17 protein-coding genes are annotated in these 18,372 nt (G+C 63.9%); 7 read left to right on the top strand and 10 right to left on the bottom strand.

The features are described from left to right. Positions 1-172 precede the first annotated feature (172 nt). Both ABOA88_RS02535 and ABOA88_RS02530 read left to right on the top strand, forming a co-directional pair. The gene (locus tag ABOA88_RS02535) at positions 173-1,714 is read left to right on the top strand and encodes a phosphoenolpyruvate carboxykinase (protein WP_196167936.1); all 1,542 of its coding nucleotides are present in this window, start codon (positions 173-175) and stop codon (positions 1,712-1,714) included. A gap of 180 nt (positions 1,715-1,894) precedes the next feature. Next, the gene (locus tag ABOA88_RS02530; RefSeq protein WP_367850628.1) at positions 1,895-2,329 is read left to right on the top strand and encodes an acyl-CoA thioesterase; all 435 of its coding nucleotides are present in this window, start codon (positions 1,895-1,897) and stop codon (positions 2,327-2,329) included. A gap of 66 nt (positions 2,330-2,395) precedes the next feature. Here ABOA88_RS02530 and ABOA88_RS02525 read toward each other — a convergent pair whose 3' ends face one another. Together ABOA88_RS02525 and fdhD are read right to left on the bottom strand one after the other, a co-directional pair. Beyond that, positions 2,396-2,878, bottom strand: a complete 483-nt coding sequence (locus tag ABOA88_RS02525) for a glycine zipper domain-containing protein (RefSeq protein ID WP_196167934.1) — start codon at positions 2,876-2,878, stop codon at positions 2,396-2,398. 250 nt (positions 2,879-3,128) lie between these two features. After that, complete coding sequence (gene fdhD, locus ABOA88_RS02520) at positions 3,129-3,962, bottom strand: formate dehydrogenase accessory sulfurtransferase FdhD (protein ID WP_196167933.1); 834 nt, start codon at positions 3,960-3,962, stop codon at positions 3,129-3,131. A gap of 171 nt (positions 3,963-4,133) precedes the next feature. Here fdhD and lysM point away from each other — a divergent pair, with 171 nt between their 5' ends. Next, a complete protein-coding gene (lysM, locus tag ABOA88_RS02515; RefSeq protein WP_043208319.1) occupies positions 4,134-4,574 on the top strand; it encodes a peptidoglycan-binding protein LysM in 441 nt (146 codons plus the stop codon). Between the two features lie 78 nt (positions 4,575-4,652). Here the strand turns inward: lysM and yrfG are convergent, their stop codons facing one another. Then, a complete protein-coding gene (gene yrfG, locus ABOA88_RS02510) occupies positions 4,653-5,315 on the bottom strand; it encodes a GMP/IMP nucleotidase (RefSeq protein ID WP_196167932.1) in 663 nt (220 codons plus the stop codon). Positions 5,316-5,379: 64 nt separating this feature from the next. Between yrfG and nudE the strand changes: the two genes are divergently transcribed. Then, positions 5,380-5,946, top strand: a complete 567-nt coding sequence (gene nudE, locus ABOA88_RS02505; protein ID WP_196167931.1) for an ADP compounds hydrolase NudE — start codon at positions 5,380-5,382, stop codon at positions 5,944-5,946. After that, on the top strand, positions 5,943-6,776 hold the full coding sequence (gene cysQ, locus ABOA88_RS02500; RefSeq protein ID WP_196167930.1) for a 3'(2'),5'-bisphosphate nucleotidase CysQ: 834 nt from the start codon (positions 5,943-5,945) through the stop codon (positions 6,774-6,776). The genes nudE and cysQ overlap by 4 nt, the downstream gene beginning before the upstream one ends. A gap of 39 nt (positions 6,777-6,815) precedes the next feature. Here the strand turns inward: cysQ and ABOA88_RS02495 are convergent, their stop codons facing one another. The 7 genes from ABOA88_RS02495 to rfbB are packed head-to-tail and all read right to left on the bottom strand — an operon-like array spanning position 6,816 to position 13,888. Continuing rightward, positions 6,816-7,271, bottom strand: coding sequence for a thioesterase domain-containing protein (locus ABOA88_RS02495; RefSeq protein ID WP_196167929.1), 456 nt, complete (start codon positions 7,269-7,271; stop codon positions 6,816-6,818). Continuing rightward, a complete protein-coding gene (locus tag ABOA88_RS02490; protein ID WP_367850629.1) occupies positions 7,268-8,677 on the bottom strand; it encodes a sigma-54-dependent transcriptional regulator in 1,410 nt (469 codons plus the stop codon). Before ABOA88_RS02490 ends, ABOA88_RS02495 begins: the two co-directional genes overlap by 4 nt. Beyond that, the gene (locus ABOA88_RS02485) at positions 8,674-10,488 is read right to left on the bottom strand and encodes a sensor histidine kinase (RefSeq protein ID WP_196167927.1); all 1,815 of its coding nucleotides are present in this window, start codon (positions 10,486-10,488) and stop codon (positions 8,674-8,676) included. Before ABOA88_RS02485 ends, ABOA88_RS02490 begins: the two co-directional genes overlap by 4 nt. A gap of 37 nt (positions 10,489-10,525) precedes the next feature. Next, a complete protein-coding gene (gene rfbD / locus ABOA88_RS02480; RefSeq protein ID WP_367850683.1) occupies positions 10,526-11,386 on the bottom strand; it encodes a dTDP-4-dehydrorhamnose reductase in 861 nt (286 codons plus the stop codon). A gap of 5 nt (positions 11,387-11,391) precedes the next feature. Beyond that, positions 11,392-11,937, bottom strand: coding sequence for a dTDP-4-dehydrorhamnose 3,5-epimerase (gene rfbC, locus ABOA88_RS02475; protein ID WP_196167926.1), 546 nt, complete (start codon positions 11,935-11,937; stop codon positions 11,392-11,394). After that, positions 11,934-12,809, bottom strand: a complete 876-nt coding sequence (gene rfbA / locus ABOA88_RS02470; RefSeq protein WP_196167925.1) for a glucose-1-phosphate thymidylyltransferase RfbA — start codon at positions 12,807-12,809, stop codon at positions 11,934-11,936. Before rfbA ends, rfbC begins: the two co-directional genes overlap by 4 nt. Beyond that, the gene (rfbB, locus tag ABOA88_RS02465) at positions 12,806-13,888 is read right to left on the bottom strand and encodes a dTDP-glucose 4,6-dehydratase (RefSeq protein WP_196167924.1); all 1,083 of its coding nucleotides are present in this window, start codon (positions 13,886-13,888) and stop codon (positions 12,806-12,808) included. Before rfbB ends, rfbA begins: the two co-directional genes overlap by 4 nt. A 215-nt stretch (positions 13,889-14,103) precedes the next feature. Here rfbB and ABOA88_RS02460 point away from each other — a divergent pair, with 215 nt between their 5' ends. Together ABOA88_RS02460 and aguA are read left to right on the top strand one after the other, a co-directional pair. After that, a complete protein-coding gene (locus ABOA88_RS02460) occupies positions 14,104-17,004 on the top strand; it encodes an aminotransferase (RefSeq protein WP_367850630.1) in 2,901 nt (966 codons plus the stop codon). Positions 17,005-17,201: 197 nt separating this feature from the next. Beyond that, on the top strand, positions 17,202-18,308 hold the full coding sequence (gene aguA / locus ABOA88_RS02455) for an agmatine deiminase (RefSeq protein WP_196167922.1): 1,107 nt from the start codon (positions 17,202-17,204) through the stop codon (positions 18,306-18,308). The last annotated feature ends 64 nt before the right edge of the window (positions 18,309-18,372 follow it).

Here is an 18,372-nt window from a genome sequence, read left to right as displayed (position 1 = left end):
CACTACAGGAGAAACTCCTGTCGAATTGCGCAAAAGCGCAGTTCTGACAGGAGGGGCCTACTTTTTTTGGGCTTTTCTGGCATAATCCGGCCACTTTTTTCGCTGTAGTAGTTTGAAATAGACAACTACAAAACGTTTGGAGCACTCGGCCTTGGGCCGGATGGGGTATCTCATGACGCAAGCCAACAACACCGTGTACACCGACCTGACCGTCGATGAGCTGGTAAAAGAAGCGCTGTCCCGCGGTGAAGGCGAGCTGGCCGATACTGGCGCACTGGTTGTGAAAACCGGTCATCGTACCGGCCGTTCGCCGGCTGACCGTTTCATCGTCGACGAGCCCAGCACCTCCGGTGCCATTGCCTGGGGCCCGATCAACCGCAAGTTCCCGGCTGACAAGTTCGATGCTCTGTGGGCTCGCGTCGAGGCGTTCAACAACGCTCAAGAGCACTTCGTTTCCCACGTCCACGTAGGTGCTGCCGCCGAGCACTACCTGGCGGTCAAGATGACCACCCAGACTGCCTGGCAGAACCTGTTCGGCCGTTGCCTGTTCATCAATCCGGCCCAGTACAACCCGGCCGGTCGTGACGAGTGGCAAGTGCTCAACGTCGCCAACTTCGAGTGCGTTCCAGAGCGTGACGGCACCAACTCCGATGGTTGCGTCATCATCAACTTCGCCCAGAAGAAAGTGCTGATCGCTGGCATGCGTTACGCCGGCGAAATGAAAAAAGCCATGTTCTCTGTGCAGAACTTCCTGCTGCCAGCCGCCGACGTACTGCCGATGCACTGCGCCGCCAACATCGGCGAAGCAGGCGATGTGACCCTGTTCTTCGGTCTGTCCGGCACCGGCAAGACCACCCTGTCGGCCGACGAGAGCCGTTACCTGATCGGTGACGACGAGCACGGTTGGGGCGAAGGCGTTGTCTTCAACATCGAAGGCGGCTGCTACGCCAAGTGCATCGACCTGTCCGAGAAGAACGAGCCGGTCATCTGGAAAGCCATCAAGCATGGCGCAGTGCTGGAAAACGTCGTTCTCGACGATGCCAAGCATGCCGACTACGCCGATGGCAGCCTGACCCAGAACAGCCGCGCTGCCTATCCGCTGGAGCACGTCGAGAAGCGTTCCGCGAAGAACCTGGGCGGCGAGCCGAACGCGGTCATCTTCCTGACCTGCGACCTGACTGGCGTTCTGCCTCCGGTTTCGATCCTGAACAACGAGCAGGCGGCCTATCACTTCCTGTCCGGCTACACCGCGCTGGTCGGTTCCACTGAGATGGGTTCGGGCGGCGGCATTAAGTCGACCTTCTCCACCTGCTTCGGCGCTCCGTTCTTCCCGCGTCCGGCTGGTGAGTACGCTGAACTGCTGATCAAGCGCATCAAGGGCTTCGGCTCCAAGGTCTACCTGGTCAACACCGGCTGGACCGGTGGTGGCTACGGCGTTGGCAAGCGCTTCAGCATTCCGACCACCCGCGCCGTGATCGCTGCGATCCAGAGCGGTGCCTTGATCGGTGCCGAGACCGAGCACCTGGACATCATCAACCTGGATGTGCCGAAGGCCGTTCCGGGCGTCGAGACCGTCCTGCTCAACCCACGCAACACCTGGGCTGACTCGGCTGCCTACGACGAGGCCGCCAAAGGCCTGGCCAATCTGTTCATCGAGAACTTCAAGAAGTTCGACGTCTCCGAGGCCATCAAGGCCGCTGGCCCACAGCTGTAAGCTCGCCAGCACGGATGAAAAAGCCGCCCCCCGGGGCGGCTTTTTTGTTTCTGGTCCTGAGCCGATGGTATGGTCGCTGAAGCAATCGTGGGCTTGTCTGGCGATTGGGCTGCTGGGCAGTCCAGATGCTCCTGAATGACGGCCGCAACCTCCACTCGCGTCACCAAGCCTGGGAAACCTATGAACGAATCCCCTCAGCGCAGCCATTTCAACCACTTCCATCCCATCCTCACCCGCCCACAGGACAACGACGTCAATGGTCATATTGCCGGCGCGACGGTGCATGGCTACTTCGAGACGGCCATCCAGGCGTTTCTCGTCGAGCAGGCCGAGCTGGACTTGCGCGAGGGTGAGTTGGCGGGCGTGGTGATCAGCTCGGCGGCGCAGTTCTATGCCTTGCCGGGCTTTCCCGATGTGCTCGAAGTGGGGTTGGGCGTGATGCGCCTGGCAGGCAGCACGGTGGAGTACCACTTGGCGCTGTTCCGTCCAGGCGAGCCACAAGCCTGCGCGGCGGGGACGGTGGTGCAGGTCTTCGTGGAGCGTGCCTCCGGCAATCCGGTGACCTTCCCTGACGCCCTGCAAATGTCCCTGGCAGGCTTGCAGCTCAACGGCTAAGCACCCAGGTCGACACCAACGAAAAGGCCCTGCCGGTCAGGGCAGGGCCTTTGCTTGACTGAATGATCAGTCGTCGTAACGCCAGTGGCGTTTGTGCTTGCGGTGGCCGTAGTGGTGGCCACGGTCCCAGTGACGGCGGTCGTCGTAGTCACGACGGTAGCGGCGGTCGTGACGCTCGTCATCGTCGGCCTTGTTGCCCAGGTAGTTACCCAGGGCACCACCAGCACCACCACCGGCGGCTGCACCGATATAGCTACCGGTGGTGCCGCCCATCGAGCGACCGACTACGTTACCGCCGGCAGCGCCCAGTGCACCACCGATGGCGGCTTCACCGCGCTGACGCTTGTCGGCACCCAGGGCACCGCCGGCCGCACCGCCCAGGCCGGCACCAATGGCGCCGCCGGTGCTACCACCGATGGAGTTGCCTACTACGGAGCCGAGTACCCCACCCAATGCGCCGCCAATGCCGGCCTCGGTATTGCCACCGGCCATGGCAACGCCGCTGAGCAAGCTGAAAGACAACAACAGAATCGAGGAGTACTTCTTCATCGAGAGAGCCTCATAGGGATGACGAGGCGAATTTGAGGCTCGGCGAGGCGGCTGGCAATGGAAATCCGACGAGTAGCACGACTTGTACACAATTCTCTAACTTCTTGTTTTTTAGGTGAAACTTTCTCCAATTTTGCTTGTCTGAAGCTACTTGAGACAAAGCCCTGGCCGTTGCGGACAGGGCTTTTTTTATGGCTGTTCGCCAGTTTTCGAACAGAGGGGGAGGCCGTCGTCTCGGGCGCGTTCATCCCTACGACTGCTCCGCCACAGGGCTGTATACCCGTGGTGCGCTGTGTTTGGGCAAGTGGATGAGGTTGAGGTTGTGCTTGCGGGCCCATTGCAGGGCCAGGCCGGTCGGTGCCGAGAGGCTGACCAGGGTCTGGATGCCGGCACGCAGGACCTTCTGGATCAGCTCGAGGCTGCAACGGCTGGTGACGATGGCCAGGCCGCCCTCGGTATCGATGCGTTGGCGCAGCAGCGCGCCGATCAGCTTGTCCAGCGCGTTGTGGCGCCCGATGTCTTCACGGCCCAGCAGCAGCTCGCCGTCACGGTCCATGAACAGCGCCGCATGCACCGCGCCACAGTGCTGCCCGAGGGGCTGGAAGGCATCGATGCGCTGACGCAGCCCGGCCAACCAATGCGCCGGAGGCAGGGGCGCTCCGGGCAGCGTGGCCAGCTCGGGTAGCGCCTGCTCCAGGGCTTCGACGCCGCACAGGCCGCAGCCGCTAGTGCCGGCCAACTGACGACGCTGGTTCTTCAGGTTCCAGAAGGCGCGGCTGGAAATCTCCAGGTCGGCGTAGAGCGCCGAGCCGCTGCCAGAGAGCTTCACGTCATAGATTTCGTCTGTGCTGGCGACGATACCGCTACCGACGCTGAACCCGACGGCGAAGTCTTCCAGGTCGGTAGGGCTGACCAGCATCACGGCCTGGTTCAGACCGTTATAGACGATCGCCAGGGCCACCTCTTCGGCGAGCGGTGTCTTGTCGCGCACGTCATCGGTGAGTTGTACGTAGTCGTAGGTATTGCTGGCGGCAGGCAAGGCAAGAGGCGTGGGCGCCGCGCAGACTGGGGGTTTGCTGTTCATCAGAGCGGATTACCGGCGGCTTGTTACCTGCACAAGCCTAGGCTTGCAGGCAGGCGACGTCTAGTCGCTAGGTTCTATCCCCTGATAGAGCGCGTCGATTGGCTGGCGAGGCAGATGGGCCAAGTCTGTCCTAGACTCCTGCTTCCCTGTTTGATCATCAAGGAGAGTGACATGAGCCTGTTCAGTTTCGTGAAGGAAGCCGGTGAAAAACTGATCGACTTACTGACGCCCGGAAACGCCAACGCCGAGGCGCAGCTCAAGAAGCACGTCGAATCCGTCGGCCTGGGTAACCCGAACATTTCCGCCACCGTGCAGGGCGATACCATCGTGCTCAAGGGCGAGGTGGCGAGCCAGGAAGAAAAGGAGAAGATCATCCTCGCGGCGGGCAACATCGATGGCGTGGCTTCGGTGGATGACCAGATCACGGTCACAGGGCCCGTGGCCCAGGCGGCGCGCTTCGTCACGGTCAAGAAAGGCGATACCTTGAGCGCCATCGCCAAGGCCGAATATGGCGACGCCAACAAGTACAACAAGATCTTCGAGGCCAACAAGCCGATGCTCAAGCATCCGGACAAGATCTATCCGGGACAGGTGCTGCGCATTCCTGACTGATTGCCTGTTGTCCCGATTCGCGGATAAACCCGCTCCCGTGTGATCTTCGTGGGAGCGGGTTTATCCGCGAATGCATGCTCACAGACCGTCCAGCAGTTGTCGGTAATCCTCTACCGCCGCGAACTCCTGGGTATCACGCGGCCCCGCCTTGCTGTCGGGCTGGCGCACGGCCAGCAAATGCTCCACGCCGAAGCGCTGCGCACTGCGCAGGATCGCCAGGGTGTCGTCGATGAACAAGCTGCGCGCAGGCTCGAAGCCGATGTCCGCCTGCAGGGCGTCCCAGAACTGCGGGCTTTCCTTGGGGAATCCGTAGTCGTGGGAACTGATCAGCCGCTCGAAATAGGGCGCAAGCTCCACACGCTCGAGCTTCAGCGACAGCGAGTCGCGATGGGCATTGGTGATCAGCACCACGCGCTTGCCGGCTTGGCGGATTGCGGCGAGGAAGGTATCGGCGTCTGGGCGCAGTGCAATCAGGTCGGCGATTTCCTGTTTGAGTTCGCGGATCGGCAGGTTCAGCTCGCGACTCCAGAAGTCCAGGCAGTACCAGTTGAGGGTGCCTGCATTGCGCTCGAACAGCGGCTGCAGCTCGAGCTCGGCCATGGCCCGGCTGACACCGTGCAGCTCGGCGTAGCGCTGTGGCAGGTGCTCCAGCCAGAACTGGTTGTCGTAGTGCAGGTCGAGCAGGGTGCCATCCATGTCCAGCAGGACGGTATCGATGGCGGACCAGGGAAGAACAGGCATGGGAAACTCTCGTTCAGTCGGCAAGCCACGGTATAGTAACCCGTTCACGCCAAGGAGCCGCCCCATGCGCCAGAAACCCACCGTCCTCGCCCGCGAGATCGTCGCCAGCAGTCGTCTGTTCCGCGTCGAAGCCGTGCAGTTGCGTTTTTCCAACGGTACCGAGCGGACCTACGAGCGCCTGGTCGGTCGCGGCAATGGCTACGGCGCGGTGATGGTGGTGGCCATGCTCGACGCCGAGCATGCGGTGCTGGTGGAAGAATACTGTGGTGGTACCGATGAGTATGAATTGTCCTTACCCAAAGGCCTGATCGAGCCTGGCGAGGATGTGCTGGCCGCAGCCAACCGTGAGCTCAAGGAAGAAGCAGGCTTCGGCGCGCGCCAACTGGAGCATCTCACCGAGCTGTCCCTCTCACCTGGCTACATGAGCCAGAAAATCCAGGTGGTACTCGCCACGGATCTTTACGAAGAACGTCTGGAAGGGGATGAGCCCGAGCCGATGCGCGTGGACAAGGTCAATCTGCGTGAACTGTCGGCGTTGGCCATGCATCCGCAGTTCTCCGAGGGCCGGGCGCTCGCGGCGCTGTACTTGGCCCGCGACCTGATGACCCAGCGGGGGCTGCTCAGCGTATGAACGATCAACAATTGATGGACGAAGTGGTGAAACTGGCCCGGCTGGCGGGTGAGGCGATCTTGCCGTTCTGGCGCGCCGATGTGGCGGTGACGGCCAAGGCTGATGACTCGCCGGTGACCGCCGCCGACCTCGCCGCTCATCAGGTCATCGCGGATGGCTTGCAGGTGCTGGCCCCGCATATCCCGGTGCTGTCGGAGGAGGATTGCGAGATCCCGCTGGCCGAGCGCCAGGCCTGGCGCCGCTGGTGGCTGGTCGACCCGCTCGATGGCACCAAGGAGTTCATCGCCGGCAGCGAGGAGTTCACTGTAAACATCGCCTTGATCGAAGAGGGAGAAGTAGTGTTTGGTGTGGTGGCGATGCCAACCAATGGACGCTGCTACTTCGGCGGCCGGGGGCTGGGCGCGTGGCGCGCCGAGGTGAATGCCACTGCCGAGCCGATCCGGGTGCGTCAACAACCGCCGGAGGGCGGACGCTTCACGGTGGTCGCCAGCAAGCGACATTCCAGCCCTCAGCAGGAAGCGCTGTTGGACGGACTGGGCAGTGCCGTTGGCGAGCTGGAACTGGCCAATGTCGGCAGCTCGCTGAAGTTCTGCCTCTTGGCCGAAGGTGCCGCGGATTGCTATCCGCGACTGGCGCCGACCTCCCAATGGGATACCGCCGCTGCCCAGGGTGTGCTGGAAGGTGCCGGGGGCGAGGTTATCGGGCTGGATGGCCAGCCGTTCCGCTACCCGGCGCGTGAATCCCTGCTCAATGAATTCTTCCTGGCCTTGCCGGGCGCGGCTGCGTGGCGCCCGGCCTTGTTGCAATTGGCAGCGGCCATCGGTCGCTGAATGATTTGGGACGCAAGGCGTCCCCCGGCAGCGGCAAGCCTAGCGATGCAACACGTATTGGCCGCTGAACTTCACGGCGGGTTCGTCGCTGCCCGCGTTGCAGACGATGGTATCGAGGGTCAGGCGAGCCCGTCCGCGGCGCTGGTACATCGCCACGAAGCGCTCCCAGGTCTTGTCGTCCGGTGCTTCGCAGCGTGCCACGGCGGTGTCGGTTACCGGCAGCGGATAGCTGATCTGCCCTTCCTGGATGACGATATGCCCGTCATCGATGCCCAGCTCACGCAAGCGCAGGTGCAACCAGCCCCAGCCCACCAGTACCGCACCGCAATACAGACTGCCACCGAACATGGTGCTCTTGTGATTGACGTTGGGCGCCAACGGCAACTGCAGGCGCAGGCAGTGATCTTCCCAGCCGATGACTTCCATGCCCATCTCCCGGGTCAGGGGAATGTCGCTGTGCAGTACGGACTGCAGGTACTGGCTGTCGGTGGTCATGGGCGGGTTTCCTCCTGATCGTCGTGTCCGCTGGCGCCGCCTTCGAAATTCAGGCCATGCTTGCGCAGCTTGTCGTGCAGTGTCTTGCGCGGGATGCCGAGGGCTTCGGCGAGGCTGCGCAGGGAGTTGTGGGGCTGGGCCAGCTCGGCGGCGATTAACGATCGCTCGAACTGTTCGACCTGTTCGCTGAGGGTTCCGCTGCGCTCAGGTTCGAGGGCGGTGGGAATGCTGGGCGTCTGGCCGTCGAGGGCCAGCTCCAGACCCAGGGCGAAGCGCTCTGCCGCGTTCTGCAGCTCGCGCACGTTCCCTGGCCAGTCGTGACGCAGCAGCAGGGCACGCTGGGCCGGTTGCAGGCTGTGGGCTTGCAGGCCATGGCGCGTGCTGGCGCCATCGGCGAAGTGCTGGAACAGCACCAGGATATCGTCGCCGCGCTCGCGTAGCGGCGGGATGCGCAGCGGTGCCACATTCAGGCGGTAATACAGGTCGGCGCGAAAGCGCCCTTGGTCGGCGGCCTGGCGCAGGTCTTCCTTGGTGGCGGCGATGATGCGGATGTCCAATGGGATGAGCTGGTTGCCGCCCAAGCGCTCCACCACTCGCTCCTGCAACAGGCGCAGCAGCTTGACCTGCACATCCAGGCTCATGCTTTCGATTTCATCGAGGAACAACGTCCCGCCATTGGCGAACTCGAACTTGCCAATGCGGCGCTTCTGCGCGCCGGTAAAGGCGCCGGGCTCATGGCCGAACAGCTCGCTCTCGACCACCGACTCGGCCAGGGCTCCGGCATTGATCGCCACGAAGGGCCCCTCGCGACGGCTCGACAGGTCGTGCAGCGCGCGGGCCACCACCTCCTTGCCGGCGCCGGTCTCGCCGAGGATCAGCACGTCGGCACGGGTGGCGGCCAGGGCGCCGATCTGCTCGCGCAGGCGCTGCATGGCCGGCGACTGGCCGACCAGACGCGTGGACAGCTCCTGGCGATCGCTCAGGGCCAGGCGCAGGCTGCGGTTGTCCAGCACCAAGCGGCGCAAGGCCAGGGCGCGGCGTACGCTGTCGAGCAGGGCATCGCTGGCAAAGGGCTTTTCGAGAAAATCATAGGCCCCGGCGCGCATGGCCTGCACGGCTAGCGGCACATCGCCGTGGCCGGTGATCAGCAGCACCGGCAGGTCGCTGTCACGCCCATGCAATTGCTCCAGCAATTGCAGGCCGTCGATGCCGGGCATGCGGATGTCACTGACCACCACGCCAGGCCAGTCCGCAGCGATGCGCTCGGCCAGGCCCTGGGCGTCGGCCAGCGTCGTGACTTTCAGACCGGCCAGGTCCAGGGTCTGGCCCAGGGCCTGGCGCAGGTGCGGGTCATCGTCCACCAGGATGACCTGGGTGCGGCTGTCGATGAGTGTCTCGGTCGTCATGCCGAGGGGTCCTCCGAAGGTTGCAGGTTCGCGCCGGGCGTGGCCACACGCAGCTGCAGGGTGAGCAGTGCGCCGCCTTCCGGGTGGTTGCCGAGCAGCAGTTCGCCACCTAGGGCTCGCATCAGGCTTTCACAGATCGCCAGGCCCAGGCCCAGGCCCTGGGTGCGGGTCTTGGTGGTGAAGAATGGCTCCTTGGCGTGTTCCAGGGCCTGGCTGCTGAAGCCTGGGCCGTTGTCGCGGATGTACAGGTAGACGTAGCCGTCGCGGGTTTCGGCACTGAGCCACAGCTTGCGCGGGTTGGCTTTCTCGGTCAGGGCGTCGAGGGCGTTGGCCAGCAGGTTGCCGAGCACCTGGCGCAGGCGGGTTTCGCCGGCCTGGACCCAGAGCGTGGCGTCGGGCAGATCGCGGATTAGCTCCACGGCCATGGCCCGGCGGCGCTTGGCCAGCAATGCCAGGGCGTCATCGAGCGCCGGTTGCAGGGCGACGCTTTCCGGGGCGTGGCGGTCGCGACGGGCGAAGGCGCGCAGGTGGGTAATGATCGAGGCCATGCGCCCGGTCAGCTCGCCGATCAGCTTGAGGTTGCCACGGGCATCTTCGATGCGTTGATGGTCGAGCAGGATCTCGGCGTTTTCGGCATAGCTACGGATAGCGGCCAATGGCTGGTTGAGCTCATGGCTGATGCTGGCCGACATGGTGCCCAGCACCGACAGCTTGCCAGCCTGGACCAGCTCGTCCTGGGCGCGGACCAGCTCCTGTTGGGCCTGTTCCCGCTCCAGCACTTCCTTCTTCAAGCGGGTGTTGAGGCCTTCGAGGTCGGCGGTGCGTTCCATCACGCGCTTTTCCAGCTCCTGGCGGCCGCGGGCTTCGAAGTCGATACGGTCGATGTAATGGCGCCGCCGTTGCATCACCAGGCCCGCCAGCAGCATCAGCACCAGCAGGGCGGCCGCACCGATGGCCATGACCGTCTGCACGGAGCGGTCGACCAGTGTGCGCGGGGCGAGGATGCTGACTTGCCAGCCGGTTTCCTTGATGCTGCGGGTCTGGATCAGCCAGGCAGCGGTGTTGAGGTTGAGCGGTTGCGGGGCCTGGGTCGGGTAGGGCTGGATGGCGACGATCGCCTCGCGCTCGGCGGCGGTCAGCGCCCGGGTGGCGCGAAAACGCCAGTCCGGTCGCGAGGTCAGCACCACCACGCCATTCTGGTCGGTGAGCAGCAGTTGCTCTGGGGTACGGCCCCACAGGGTTTCGGTGTGGTCCAGGTCGACCTTGACGACCAGCACGCCGACGATCTTGTCCCGGTCGTGCACGGCTGCGGCGAAGAAATACCCACGCTTGGCCGAGGTGGTGCCTTGGCCGAAGAACCGCCCCAGGCGCCCTTCCATGGCTTCGAGGAAGTACGGCCGGAAGGCGAAGTTACGGCCCACGAAACTGTCGTGCTTGTCCCAGTTAGAGGCGGCCAGGGTATTGCCGCTGACGTCCATCAGGTACATGACCTCGGCACCGGTCTGCTCGACGATCTCCTTGAGCAGTCGGTTGGCGTTGGTCACCGCTTCGGTCTTGAACGGGTCGTGGAGCGCACCGCGCAGGGCCGGTAGGTCGCCGAGGATCTGCGGCAAGGTCTCGTAGCGGTGCAGGGTGCCCAGCAGGTTGGCGACGTAGAGGTCGAGGGTCTGGCGATTTTGTGAGGCCAGTTCCTCCTGGTAGTAACGCTCGGCTAGGTGGTGCAGCGGCCAGAGCAGGGGGGCCAGGCACAGGGCCAGCAGGGCGAGGCTGCGCCAGCGGGGACGGCGTGGAGGCGTGGAGGTCGAAATCATCAAGGGATGCGCCAGAAAGATCTGGCGCAATTATGCGCTACTTGAGGCAGTCGATCAGCGCTTGGTGCCAGTGCGGTTGTTGGACCTGCCATTCACGGGCCAGGCGCGAGCAGTCCAGGCGCGAGTTCAGCGGCCGCCGCGCAGGTGTCGGGTACTCGCTGGACGGGATCGGCAGCAACTCGGCGCAGGGTAGGCCTTGGGCGCGCAGTTGTTCGGCAATGGCCTGGGCAAAGCCGAACCAGGATGTCTCGCCTTGAGCCGTCAGGTGGTAAATGCCCCAGGCGCCGGCCTGGCCTGCCTGCCAACGCTCGATAAGGGCGCGGGTGCTGACGGCAAGGGTGCCGGCCCAGGTCGGCGCGCCGATCTGGTCGTCGACCACCCGCAGTTGCGGGCGCTCTTGCAGCAGGCGTTGCATGGTCAGCAGGAAGTTGCGCCCATGTCGCGAGTAGATCCAGCTGGTACGCAGGATCAGGTGCTCGCCGCCCACCGCACTGATGGCCTGTTCGCCAGCCAGCTTGCTGCGCCCATAGACGCCCAGCGGGTTGGGTGTGTCCGCCTCGGTGTAGGGGCTGGGCTTGTCGCCGTCGAAGACATAATCGGTGGAGTAGTGGATCAGCGGCACGCCAAGGCGTGCGGCTTGCTCGGCCAACACGCGCGGGCCTTCGGCGTTGATGGCGAACGCCAGCTCAGGCTCGCGTTCAGCCTGGTCCACCGCGGTATGGGCAGCGGCGTTGATGATCAGGTCGGGGGCCAGTTGCCAGAGCGGTTCGCGCAATTGCCCGGGGTTGGCCAGGTCGAGCTGGTCGCGTCCGAGCAGCAGTACCTCGCCCAGGTCGGCCAACTGCGGGCGCAAGGCTTGGGCGAGTTGGCCGTTATGGCCGCACACGAGGATCTTCAGTGGTTTCATGGCAGCAGGTCGAGCTCGCTGAACAGCTTGCCAAGCTGGTCCTTGGCCGATAGCTGCGGCGGCGCCTGCAGTTGCCAGTCGATGTTCAGGGTTGGGTCGTCCCAGCGGATGCAGCGCTCGGCAGCGGGGTTGTAGTAGTCGGTGGTCTTGTAGAGGAACTCGGTTTCCTCACTCAGTACCACGAACCCATGGGCGAACCCTGGCGGTACCCACATCTGGCGGAAGTTCTCGGCCGACAGGCGCGCGGCGACCCAGCGGCCACAGGTCGGGGAGCTGCGACGTACGTCGACGGCCACATCCAGTACTTCGCCGCGCACCACGCGGACCAGCTTGCCCTGGGTGTTCTCGACTTGGTAATGCAAGCCGCGCAGCACGTCTTTGCGCGAATAGGAGTGGCTGTCCTGGACGAAGGTGACGTCCAGGCCGGTGTGTGCGGCGAAATCCCTGGCGTTGAAGCTTTCAAGGAAAAACCCCCGGCTGTCGCCGAACACTTTAGGTTCGATGATCAGCACGTCGGGGATGTCGGTGGGGATGATCTTCATGTGGACTCTTGGGCGATCTTGTTCAGGTACTGACCGTAACCAGTCTTCTTCAGTTCGTTTGCCTTGGCCAGCAATTGCTCGCGGGTGATCCAGCCTTTTTGGTAGGCGATTTCCTCCAGGCAGGCGACTTTCAGGCCTTGGCGGTTCTCGATGGTCTGCACGTACTGCGAGGCTTCCAGCAGGCTCTCGTGGGTGCCGGTGTCCAGCCAGGCAAAGCCACGACCGAAGCGCTCCACGCGCAGGTCGCCGCGCTTGAGGTAGGCATTGTTGACATCGGTGATCTCCAACTCGCCCCGGGGGGACGGGCGCAGGCCCTTGGCGATCTCGATCACGTCATTGTCGTAGAAATACAAGCCGGTGACGGCATAGCTGGACTTGGGCTCGGCAGGCTTTTCCTCGATCGAAAGTGCCCGGCCTTGCTCGTCGAAGTCCACCACGCCGAAGCGCTCCGGGTCTTTGACCCAGTAACCGAACACCGTCGCGCCCGAGGGATGGCTGGCCGCACGGGTCAACTGCTCGGTGAAGCTTTGACCGTGGAAGATGTTGTCGCCCAGGATCAGGCACACCGGATCATTGCCGATGAACTGCTCGCCAATCAGGAAGGCCTGGGCCAAACCGTCGGGGGAGGGTTGCTCGGCATAGCTGATCCGCAGGCCGAACTGGCTGCCGTCGCCGAACAGCTGGCGATACTGGGGCAGGTCCCGGGGGGTGGAGATCAGGAGGATGTCACGGATGCCCGCCAGCATCAGTACCGAGATCGGGTAGTAGATCATCGGCTTGTCGTAGATGGGCAGCAACTGCTTGGAAACGCCAAGCGTGATGGGATGCAGGCGGGTGCCGGAGCCCCCCGCCAGGACGATGCCTTTGCTCATGCGATCAGGTCCTTGAAATTGGAATGTCCCAGGCGCTCACCCTGGTAGCTGCCATCCTGGACATGGCGGCACCACTGGAGGTTGTCCAGATACCACTGCACGGTCTTGCGCAGTCCGCTCTCGAACGTCTCTTCGGGCACCCAGCCCAGCTCCCGTTCGATCTTGCTGGCGTCGATGGCATATCGCAGGTCGTGGCCTGGGCGGTCGTGGACGAAGGTGATCAGGTCAGTGTAGCGGGCCACGCCGGCCGGATGCTCAGGCGCCAGCTCCTCGAGCAGTGCGCAGATGGCGTGCACGACATCGATGTTCTTCTGCTCGTTGTGGCCACCGATGTTGTAGGTCTCGCCGACCTGGCCTTCGGTCACCACCTTGAGCAGGGCGCGGGCGTGGTCGTCGACGAACAGCCAGTCGCGCACCTGCTGGCCGTCGCCGTATACCGGCAGCGGCTTGCCGGCGAGGGCGCTGAGGATCATCAGCGGTATGAGCTTCTCGGGGAAGTGGTACGGGCCGTAGTTGTTCGAGCAGTTGGTAACCAGCACCGGCAGCCCGTAGGTACGGTGCCAGGCGCGTACCAGGTGATCGGACGCGGCCTTGCTTGCCGAATAGGGCGAGCTTGGCGCGTAGGGCGTGGTCTCGGTGAACAGGTCGTGTGCACCCTGCAGGTCGCCGTAGACCTCGTCAGTGGAGATGTGATGGAAGCGAAACGCCGCACGTGCCTGCGATGGCAGGCGGCTCCACCAGGCACGGGTGGCTTCGAGCAGGGTGTAGGTGCCGACGATGTTGGTCTGGATGAACTCCGCCGGGCCATCGATGGAGCGGTCCACATGGGATTCGGCGGCCAGGTGCATGATCGCGTGGGGCTGGAAACGCTCCAGCACGGCGCTGACCGTGGCCGCATCGGCGATATCGGCCTGGACGAGTTCGTAGCGGGTATTGCTGGCGATGCGCTGCAGCGACTCCAGGTTGCCGGCGTAGGTGAGCTTGTCGAGGTTCAGGACCTCATGCTCGGTATTGTCGATCAGGTGGCGGATCAGGGCAGAGCCGATGAACCCGGCACCACCGGTGACGAGAATTCGCATCTGAAGGAACCTCTGGGTCTGAAGGAAGCTCCAGTGGAGCTTAGCGTGTCGGTCGGGTGGCTGCGGTCTGGCCCTTTGTTCGTGCGGCGGCATTGTCCGGTAAAGCCGGACAGTGTGGAACTGCCTGGCTGTTACCAAGGCTTTTATCGCCAGCCTCTTGTATATCGGCAGCAGCAGTGGCGATATAAGCGACAAAAAAACCGAGGTTCCATTCCATGCCCTTGAGCACCCTGATCCAGCGTTCCCGCCAGCCCAACCCTTCGCTGAGCGAAGCCCAGGCCCATGCCCTGCTGCGCGCGCACTACGACCTGGACGGACCCTTGCAGCCACTGGGCAGTCAGCAGGACCTGAACCTGCTGCTCGACAGCGACCAAGGCCGCTTCGTGCTCAAGGCCTGCCACGCCAGCTATGCGCAAGTGGAGCTCGAGGCGCAGCACGCGGCACTGGCCTACCTGCGGGAGCAAGGCCTGCCTGTGCCGGCCGTGCGCCGGGCAGGTGATGGCCAGGATCTTTTGGCTGTGGACATCGATGGCCAGGCTTTGCGGGTGCGTCTGCTCGACTATATCGAGGGCCAGCCACTGACACGCCTCAAGCACATGGAGCCGCGCCTGATCGCTGAACTGGGCGCGCTGTGCGCGCGTGTCGACCAGGCGTTGGCTGACTTCGATCATCCCGGGCTCGAGCGCACCCTGCAGTGGGATCCACGCCACGCCCAGGCACTGATCGAGCATTTGCTGCCGGTGCTGCAAGACCCGTCCCGTCGAGCCCGTGTGCAGCAACTCAACGGGCTGGCCATCGAACGCCTGCAGCCGTTGGCCGATGACCTGCCGACCCAGGCCGTGCACCTGGACATCACCGATGACAATGCGGTCTGGGCGCGTGATGCCGATCGTCAGTGGCAACTGCAGGGCGTCATCGACTTTGGCGATCTGGTGCGTACCTGGCGTATCGCCGACTTGTCAGTGACCTGCGCGGCCCTGCTGCACCACGCCGAAGGCGACCCGCTGCGTATCCTGCCGGCGATCCAGGCGTACCAGGCCATCAATCCACTGCAGGACGCCGAGCTGCGAGCCTTGTGGCCATTGGTGCTGATGCGTGCGGCCGTGCTCGTGCTCAGCAGCGAACAGCAGTTGCAGGTAGAGCCTGGCAACCAGTACATCCTCGACAACATCGCCCATGAGTGGGAAATCTTCGACACCGCCAGCGCCGTGCCGTTTGCCCTGATGGAGGCTGCGATTCTCCAGGCCGCAGGGCACGCCCTGGCGCCGCTGACCCTTTCGGACTGTGCGCCGCTGATTCCGGCCTTGGCCGGCGAGGCGGTGACGCGCATCGACCTGGGCGTGCTCAGCCCTCATTGCGAAGCCGGTAACTGGGAGCAGCCCGGTTTCGACCAGCGGCTGCTGACCGGGCAGGCCGGGCCGGCCTGTACCCTGCACGGGCAGTATCGGTTGTCACAGACGCACATCGATCGTCCCGAGGAGCCCGCCACCTGCGCTTTGGGCGTGGAACTGAACGTGCCCGCCGGCACGGCGTTGCAGGCACCGCAGGCAGGTGTCTGGGAGCGCACCGGAGAGGGCCGTGGTCGGCTGCGCACACCCGACTGGAGCCTGTGGCTGGCAGGGCTGGAAGAGGCGCCGCAGGACGGCCAGGCATTGGTCAAGGGGCAAGCCCTGGGCCTGACCTGCGGCTTCCTGAGTGTCCAGTTGAGCCGGGATGAGCAGCATCAGCCGCCGTTCTTCGCCAAGCCCTCCCATGCCCAGGCCTGGTTGGCGGTATGCCCGTCCCCCCGCGCCTTGCTGGGCTTCGATTGCGACGCCGAGCCCTTGGTCGACGCCCAGGCCCTGCTGGCTCGCCGTGACGCCAGTTTTGCCCGCTCGCAGAAGCACTACTACGCGCAGCCACCGCATATCGAGCGGGGCTGGCGCAACTACCTGATCGACATGCAGGGCCGCTCCTACCTGGACATGCTCAATAACGTCGCGGTGCTGGGCCATGGGCATCCGCGCATGGCCGCCGAGTCGGCGCGCCAGTGGTCGCTGGTCAATACCAATTCGCGTTTCCACTATGCGGCGATCGCCGAGTTCTCCGAGCGGCTGCTGGCGTTGGCGCCGGAAGGCTTCGACCGGGTGTTCCTGGTCAACAGCGGCACCGAAGCCAACGACTTGGCCATCCGCCTGGCCTGGGCCTACAGCGGTGGGCGCGATTTGCTCAGCGTGCTGGAGGCCTACCACGGCTGGTCGGTGGCGACCGATGCCATTTCCACCTCGATCGCCGACAACCCGCAGGCGCTGGAAACCCGGCCGGACTGGGTGCATCCGGTCGAGGCACCGAACACGTTCCGAGGGCGTTTCCGTGGGCCGGACAGCGCGCCTGATTACCTGCAGGATGTCGATGCCAAGCTGGCCGATCTCGATGGCCGGGGGCGGCAACTGGCCGGATTCATCTGCGAGCCGGTCTACGGCAATGCCGGGGGTATCTCGCTGCCGGCGGGCTACCTGCGCGAGGCCTACGCGAAGGTCCGTGCCCGGGGCGGGGTGTGCATCGCCGACGAGGTGCAGGTCGGCTATGGTCGCCTAGGTGAATACTTCTGGGGCTTCGAGGAGCAGGGCGTGGTGCCGGACATCATCACCATGGCCAAGGGCATGGGTAACGGCCAGCCACTGGGCGCTGTGATTACCCGGCGGGAGATTGCCGAGGCCCTGGAGGCTGAGGGTTACTTCTTCTCCTCGGCCGGTGGTAGCCCGGTCAGTTGCCGCATCGGCATGGCAGTGCTGGATGTGATGCAGGAGGAAGGCCTTTGGGAGAACACCCGCGAGGTAGGCCGTTACTTCAAGGCGCGCCTGGAGGCGTTGGTCGATAAACATCCGCTTGCAGGGGCAGCCCACGGCTCCGGGTTCTACCTGGGCCTTGAACTGGTGCGCGACCGCCAGACGCTGGAGCCTGCCACCGAAGAGACCATGACCTTGTGCAACCGCCTGCGCGACCTGGGCATCTTCATGCAGCCCACCGGGGACTACCTGAATATCCTCAAGATCAAGCCGCCCATGTGCACCACCCGGGCGAGCGTGGACTACTTCGTCGACAGCGTGGACCGCATCCTGTCCGAAGCGCTTTAAGTCGCGGTCATTGAGCCACCTGAGTCGATTGTTATCGGCTTAGGTGGCTTTTTTATGACCAAATAATTTGTCGCTCAGCTTTTAAGTTCGATTTTTATCGAGTATATAATGGTGTAACGCATGGCCGCTTCCCAGCAAGCAGTCCTCTTTATCAATGACCTGGCGCAGTCGGCGCCGGGCCCTCGCAGAGGTTACCGATGAAAACCCTCAACTCGACCCCGCGTGCCGACGGTTTCCACATGCCCGCCGAATGGGCGCCGCAGACCCAGGTCTGGATGGTCTGGCCGGAGCGTCCGGACAACTGGCGCCTGGGCGGCAAGCCGGCGCAAGCTGCGCATGTAACCCTGGCCAAGGCCATCGCCCGATTCGAGCCGGTCACCGTCGCCGTCTCTGCAGGCCAGTACGAGAATGCCCGTCGCCAGCTCGACGTCCCCAACATCCGTGTGGTGGAAATCAGCAACGACGACGCCTGGGTGCGTGACACCGGCCCGACCTTCGTCATCAACGACCATGGCGAAGTGCGGGGTGTGGACTGGGGCTTCAATGCCTGGGGCGGCTTCGACGGCGGCCTGTACGCGCCCTGGAACCGTGACGAGGAACTGGCGGCCAAGGTCCTGGAAATGGAGCGCTGCCAGCGTTACCACACCGAGGGCTTCGTGCTCGAAGGCGGTTCGATCCATGTGGACGGTGAAGGCACGCTCATCACCACCGAAGAGTGCCTGCTCAACCGTAACCGCAACCCCCACCTCAATCGTGAGCAGATCGAAGAGATTCTTCGCGAGCACCTGGCCGTCGAAACCATCATCTGGCTGCCGGATGGCCTGTACAACGATGAGACCGACGGCCACGTCGACAACTTCTGCTGTTACGTGAGCCCGGGCGAAGTGTTACTGGCCTGGACCGATGATTCCAATGACCCCAACTATGCGCGTTGCCACGCTGCCTATGAAGTGCTGAAAAACAGCCGCGATGCCAAAGGCCGTGAGTTCGTCGTGCACAAGATGCCGATTCCGGGCCCGCTGTATGCCACCGAGCAAGAGTGCGCAGGTGTCGATCACGTGGCTGGCAGCCAAGAGCGTGACCCGTCCGTGCGCCTGGCTGGCTCCTATGTCAACTTCCTGATCGTCAACGGCGGCATCATCGCACCAAGCTTCGACGATCCCGCTGATGCCCAGGCCAGAGCGATCCTGGCCAAGGTCTTCCCGGATCACGAAGTCGTCATGATCCCAGGACGCGAACTGCTGCTTGGGGGTGGCAACATCCACTGCCTGACCCAGCAACAGCCGGCGCCGGTCAAGCGCTAAGCCCCTGATAAAAAAGGCCCGTCCAATGACGGGCCTTTTTTTATGGCTGCCGATAGCCGGATAG

The sequence above is a fragment of the Pseudomonas sp. PKS genome, assembly GCF_051913525.1.
GTDB lineage: Bacteria > Pseudomonadota > Gammaproteobacteria > Pseudomonadales > Pseudomonadaceae > Aquipseudomonas > Aquipseudomonas guariconensis_D.
This window is presented reverse-complemented; position numbering and strand designations above follow the sequence as displayed.

What these genes read in the sequence shown, in the direction of transcription:
- lysM (WP_043208319.1), top strand. Translation starts at nt 4,134, where the DNA reads ATGAGCCTGTTCAGTTTCGTGAAGGAAGCCGGTGAAAAACTGATCGAC.
- nudE (WP_196167931.1), top strand. Translation starts at nt 5,380, where the DNA reads ATGCGCCAGAAACCCACCGTCCTCGCCCGCGAGATCGTCGCCAGCAGT.
- ABOA88_RS02495 (WP_196167929.1), bottom strand. Translation starts at nt 7,271, where the DNA reads ATGACCACCGACAGCCAGTACCTGCAGTCCGTACTGCACAGCGACATT.
- rfbB (WP_196167924.1), bottom strand. Translation starts at nt 13,888, where the DNA reads ATGCGAATTCTCGTCACCGGTGGTGCCGGGTTCATCGGCTCTGCCCTG.
- rfbA (WP_196167925.1), bottom strand. Translation starts at nt 12,809, where the DNA reads ATGAGCAAAGGCATCGTCCTGGCGGGGGGCTCCGGCACCCGCCTGCAT.
- ABOA88_RS02525 (WP_196167934.1), bottom strand. Translation starts at nt 2,878, where the DNA reads ATGAAGAAGTACTCCTCGATTCTGTTGTTGTCTTTCAGCTTGCTCAGC.
- ABOA88_RS02535 (WP_196167936.1), top strand. Translation starts at nt 173, where the DNA reads ATGACGCAAGCCAACAACACCGTGTACACCGACCTGACCGTCGATGAG.
- aguA (WP_196167922.1), top strand. Translation starts at nt 17,202, where the DNA reads ATGAAAACCCTCAACTCGACCCCGCGTGCCGACGGTTTCCACATGCCC.
- ABOA88_RS02485 (WP_196167927.1), bottom strand. Translation starts at nt 10,488, where the DNA reads ATGATTTCGACCTCCACGCCTCCACGCCGTCCCCGCTGGCGCAGCCTC.
- rfbC (WP_196167926.1), bottom strand. Translation starts at nt 11,937, where the DNA reads ATGAAGATCATCCCCACCGACATCCCCGACGTGCTGATCATCGAACCT.
- ABOA88_RS02460 (WP_367850630.1), top strand. Translation starts at nt 14,104, where the DNA reads ATGCCCTTGAGCACCCTGATCCAGCGTTCCCGCCAGCCCAACCCTTCG.
- cysQ (WP_196167930.1), top strand. Translation starts at nt 5,943, where the DNA reads ATGAACGATCAACAATTGATGGACGAAGTGGTGAAACTGGCCCGGCTG.
- fdhD (WP_196167933.1), bottom strand. Translation starts at nt 3,962, where the DNA reads ATGAACAGCAAACCCCCAGTCTGCGCGGCGCCCACGCCTCTTGCCTTG.
- yrfG (WP_196167932.1), bottom strand. Translation starts at nt 5,315, where the DNA reads ATGCCTGTTCTTCCCTGGTCCGCCATCGATACCGTCCTGCTGGACATG.
- ABOA88_RS02490 (WP_367850629.1), bottom strand. Translation starts at nt 8,677, where the DNA reads ATGACGACCGAGACACTCATCGACAGCCGCACCCAGGTCATCCTGGTG.
- ABOA88_RS02530 (WP_367850628.1), top strand. Translation starts at nt 1,895, where the DNA reads ATGAACGAATCCCCTCAGCGCAGCCATTTCAACCACTTCCATCCCATC.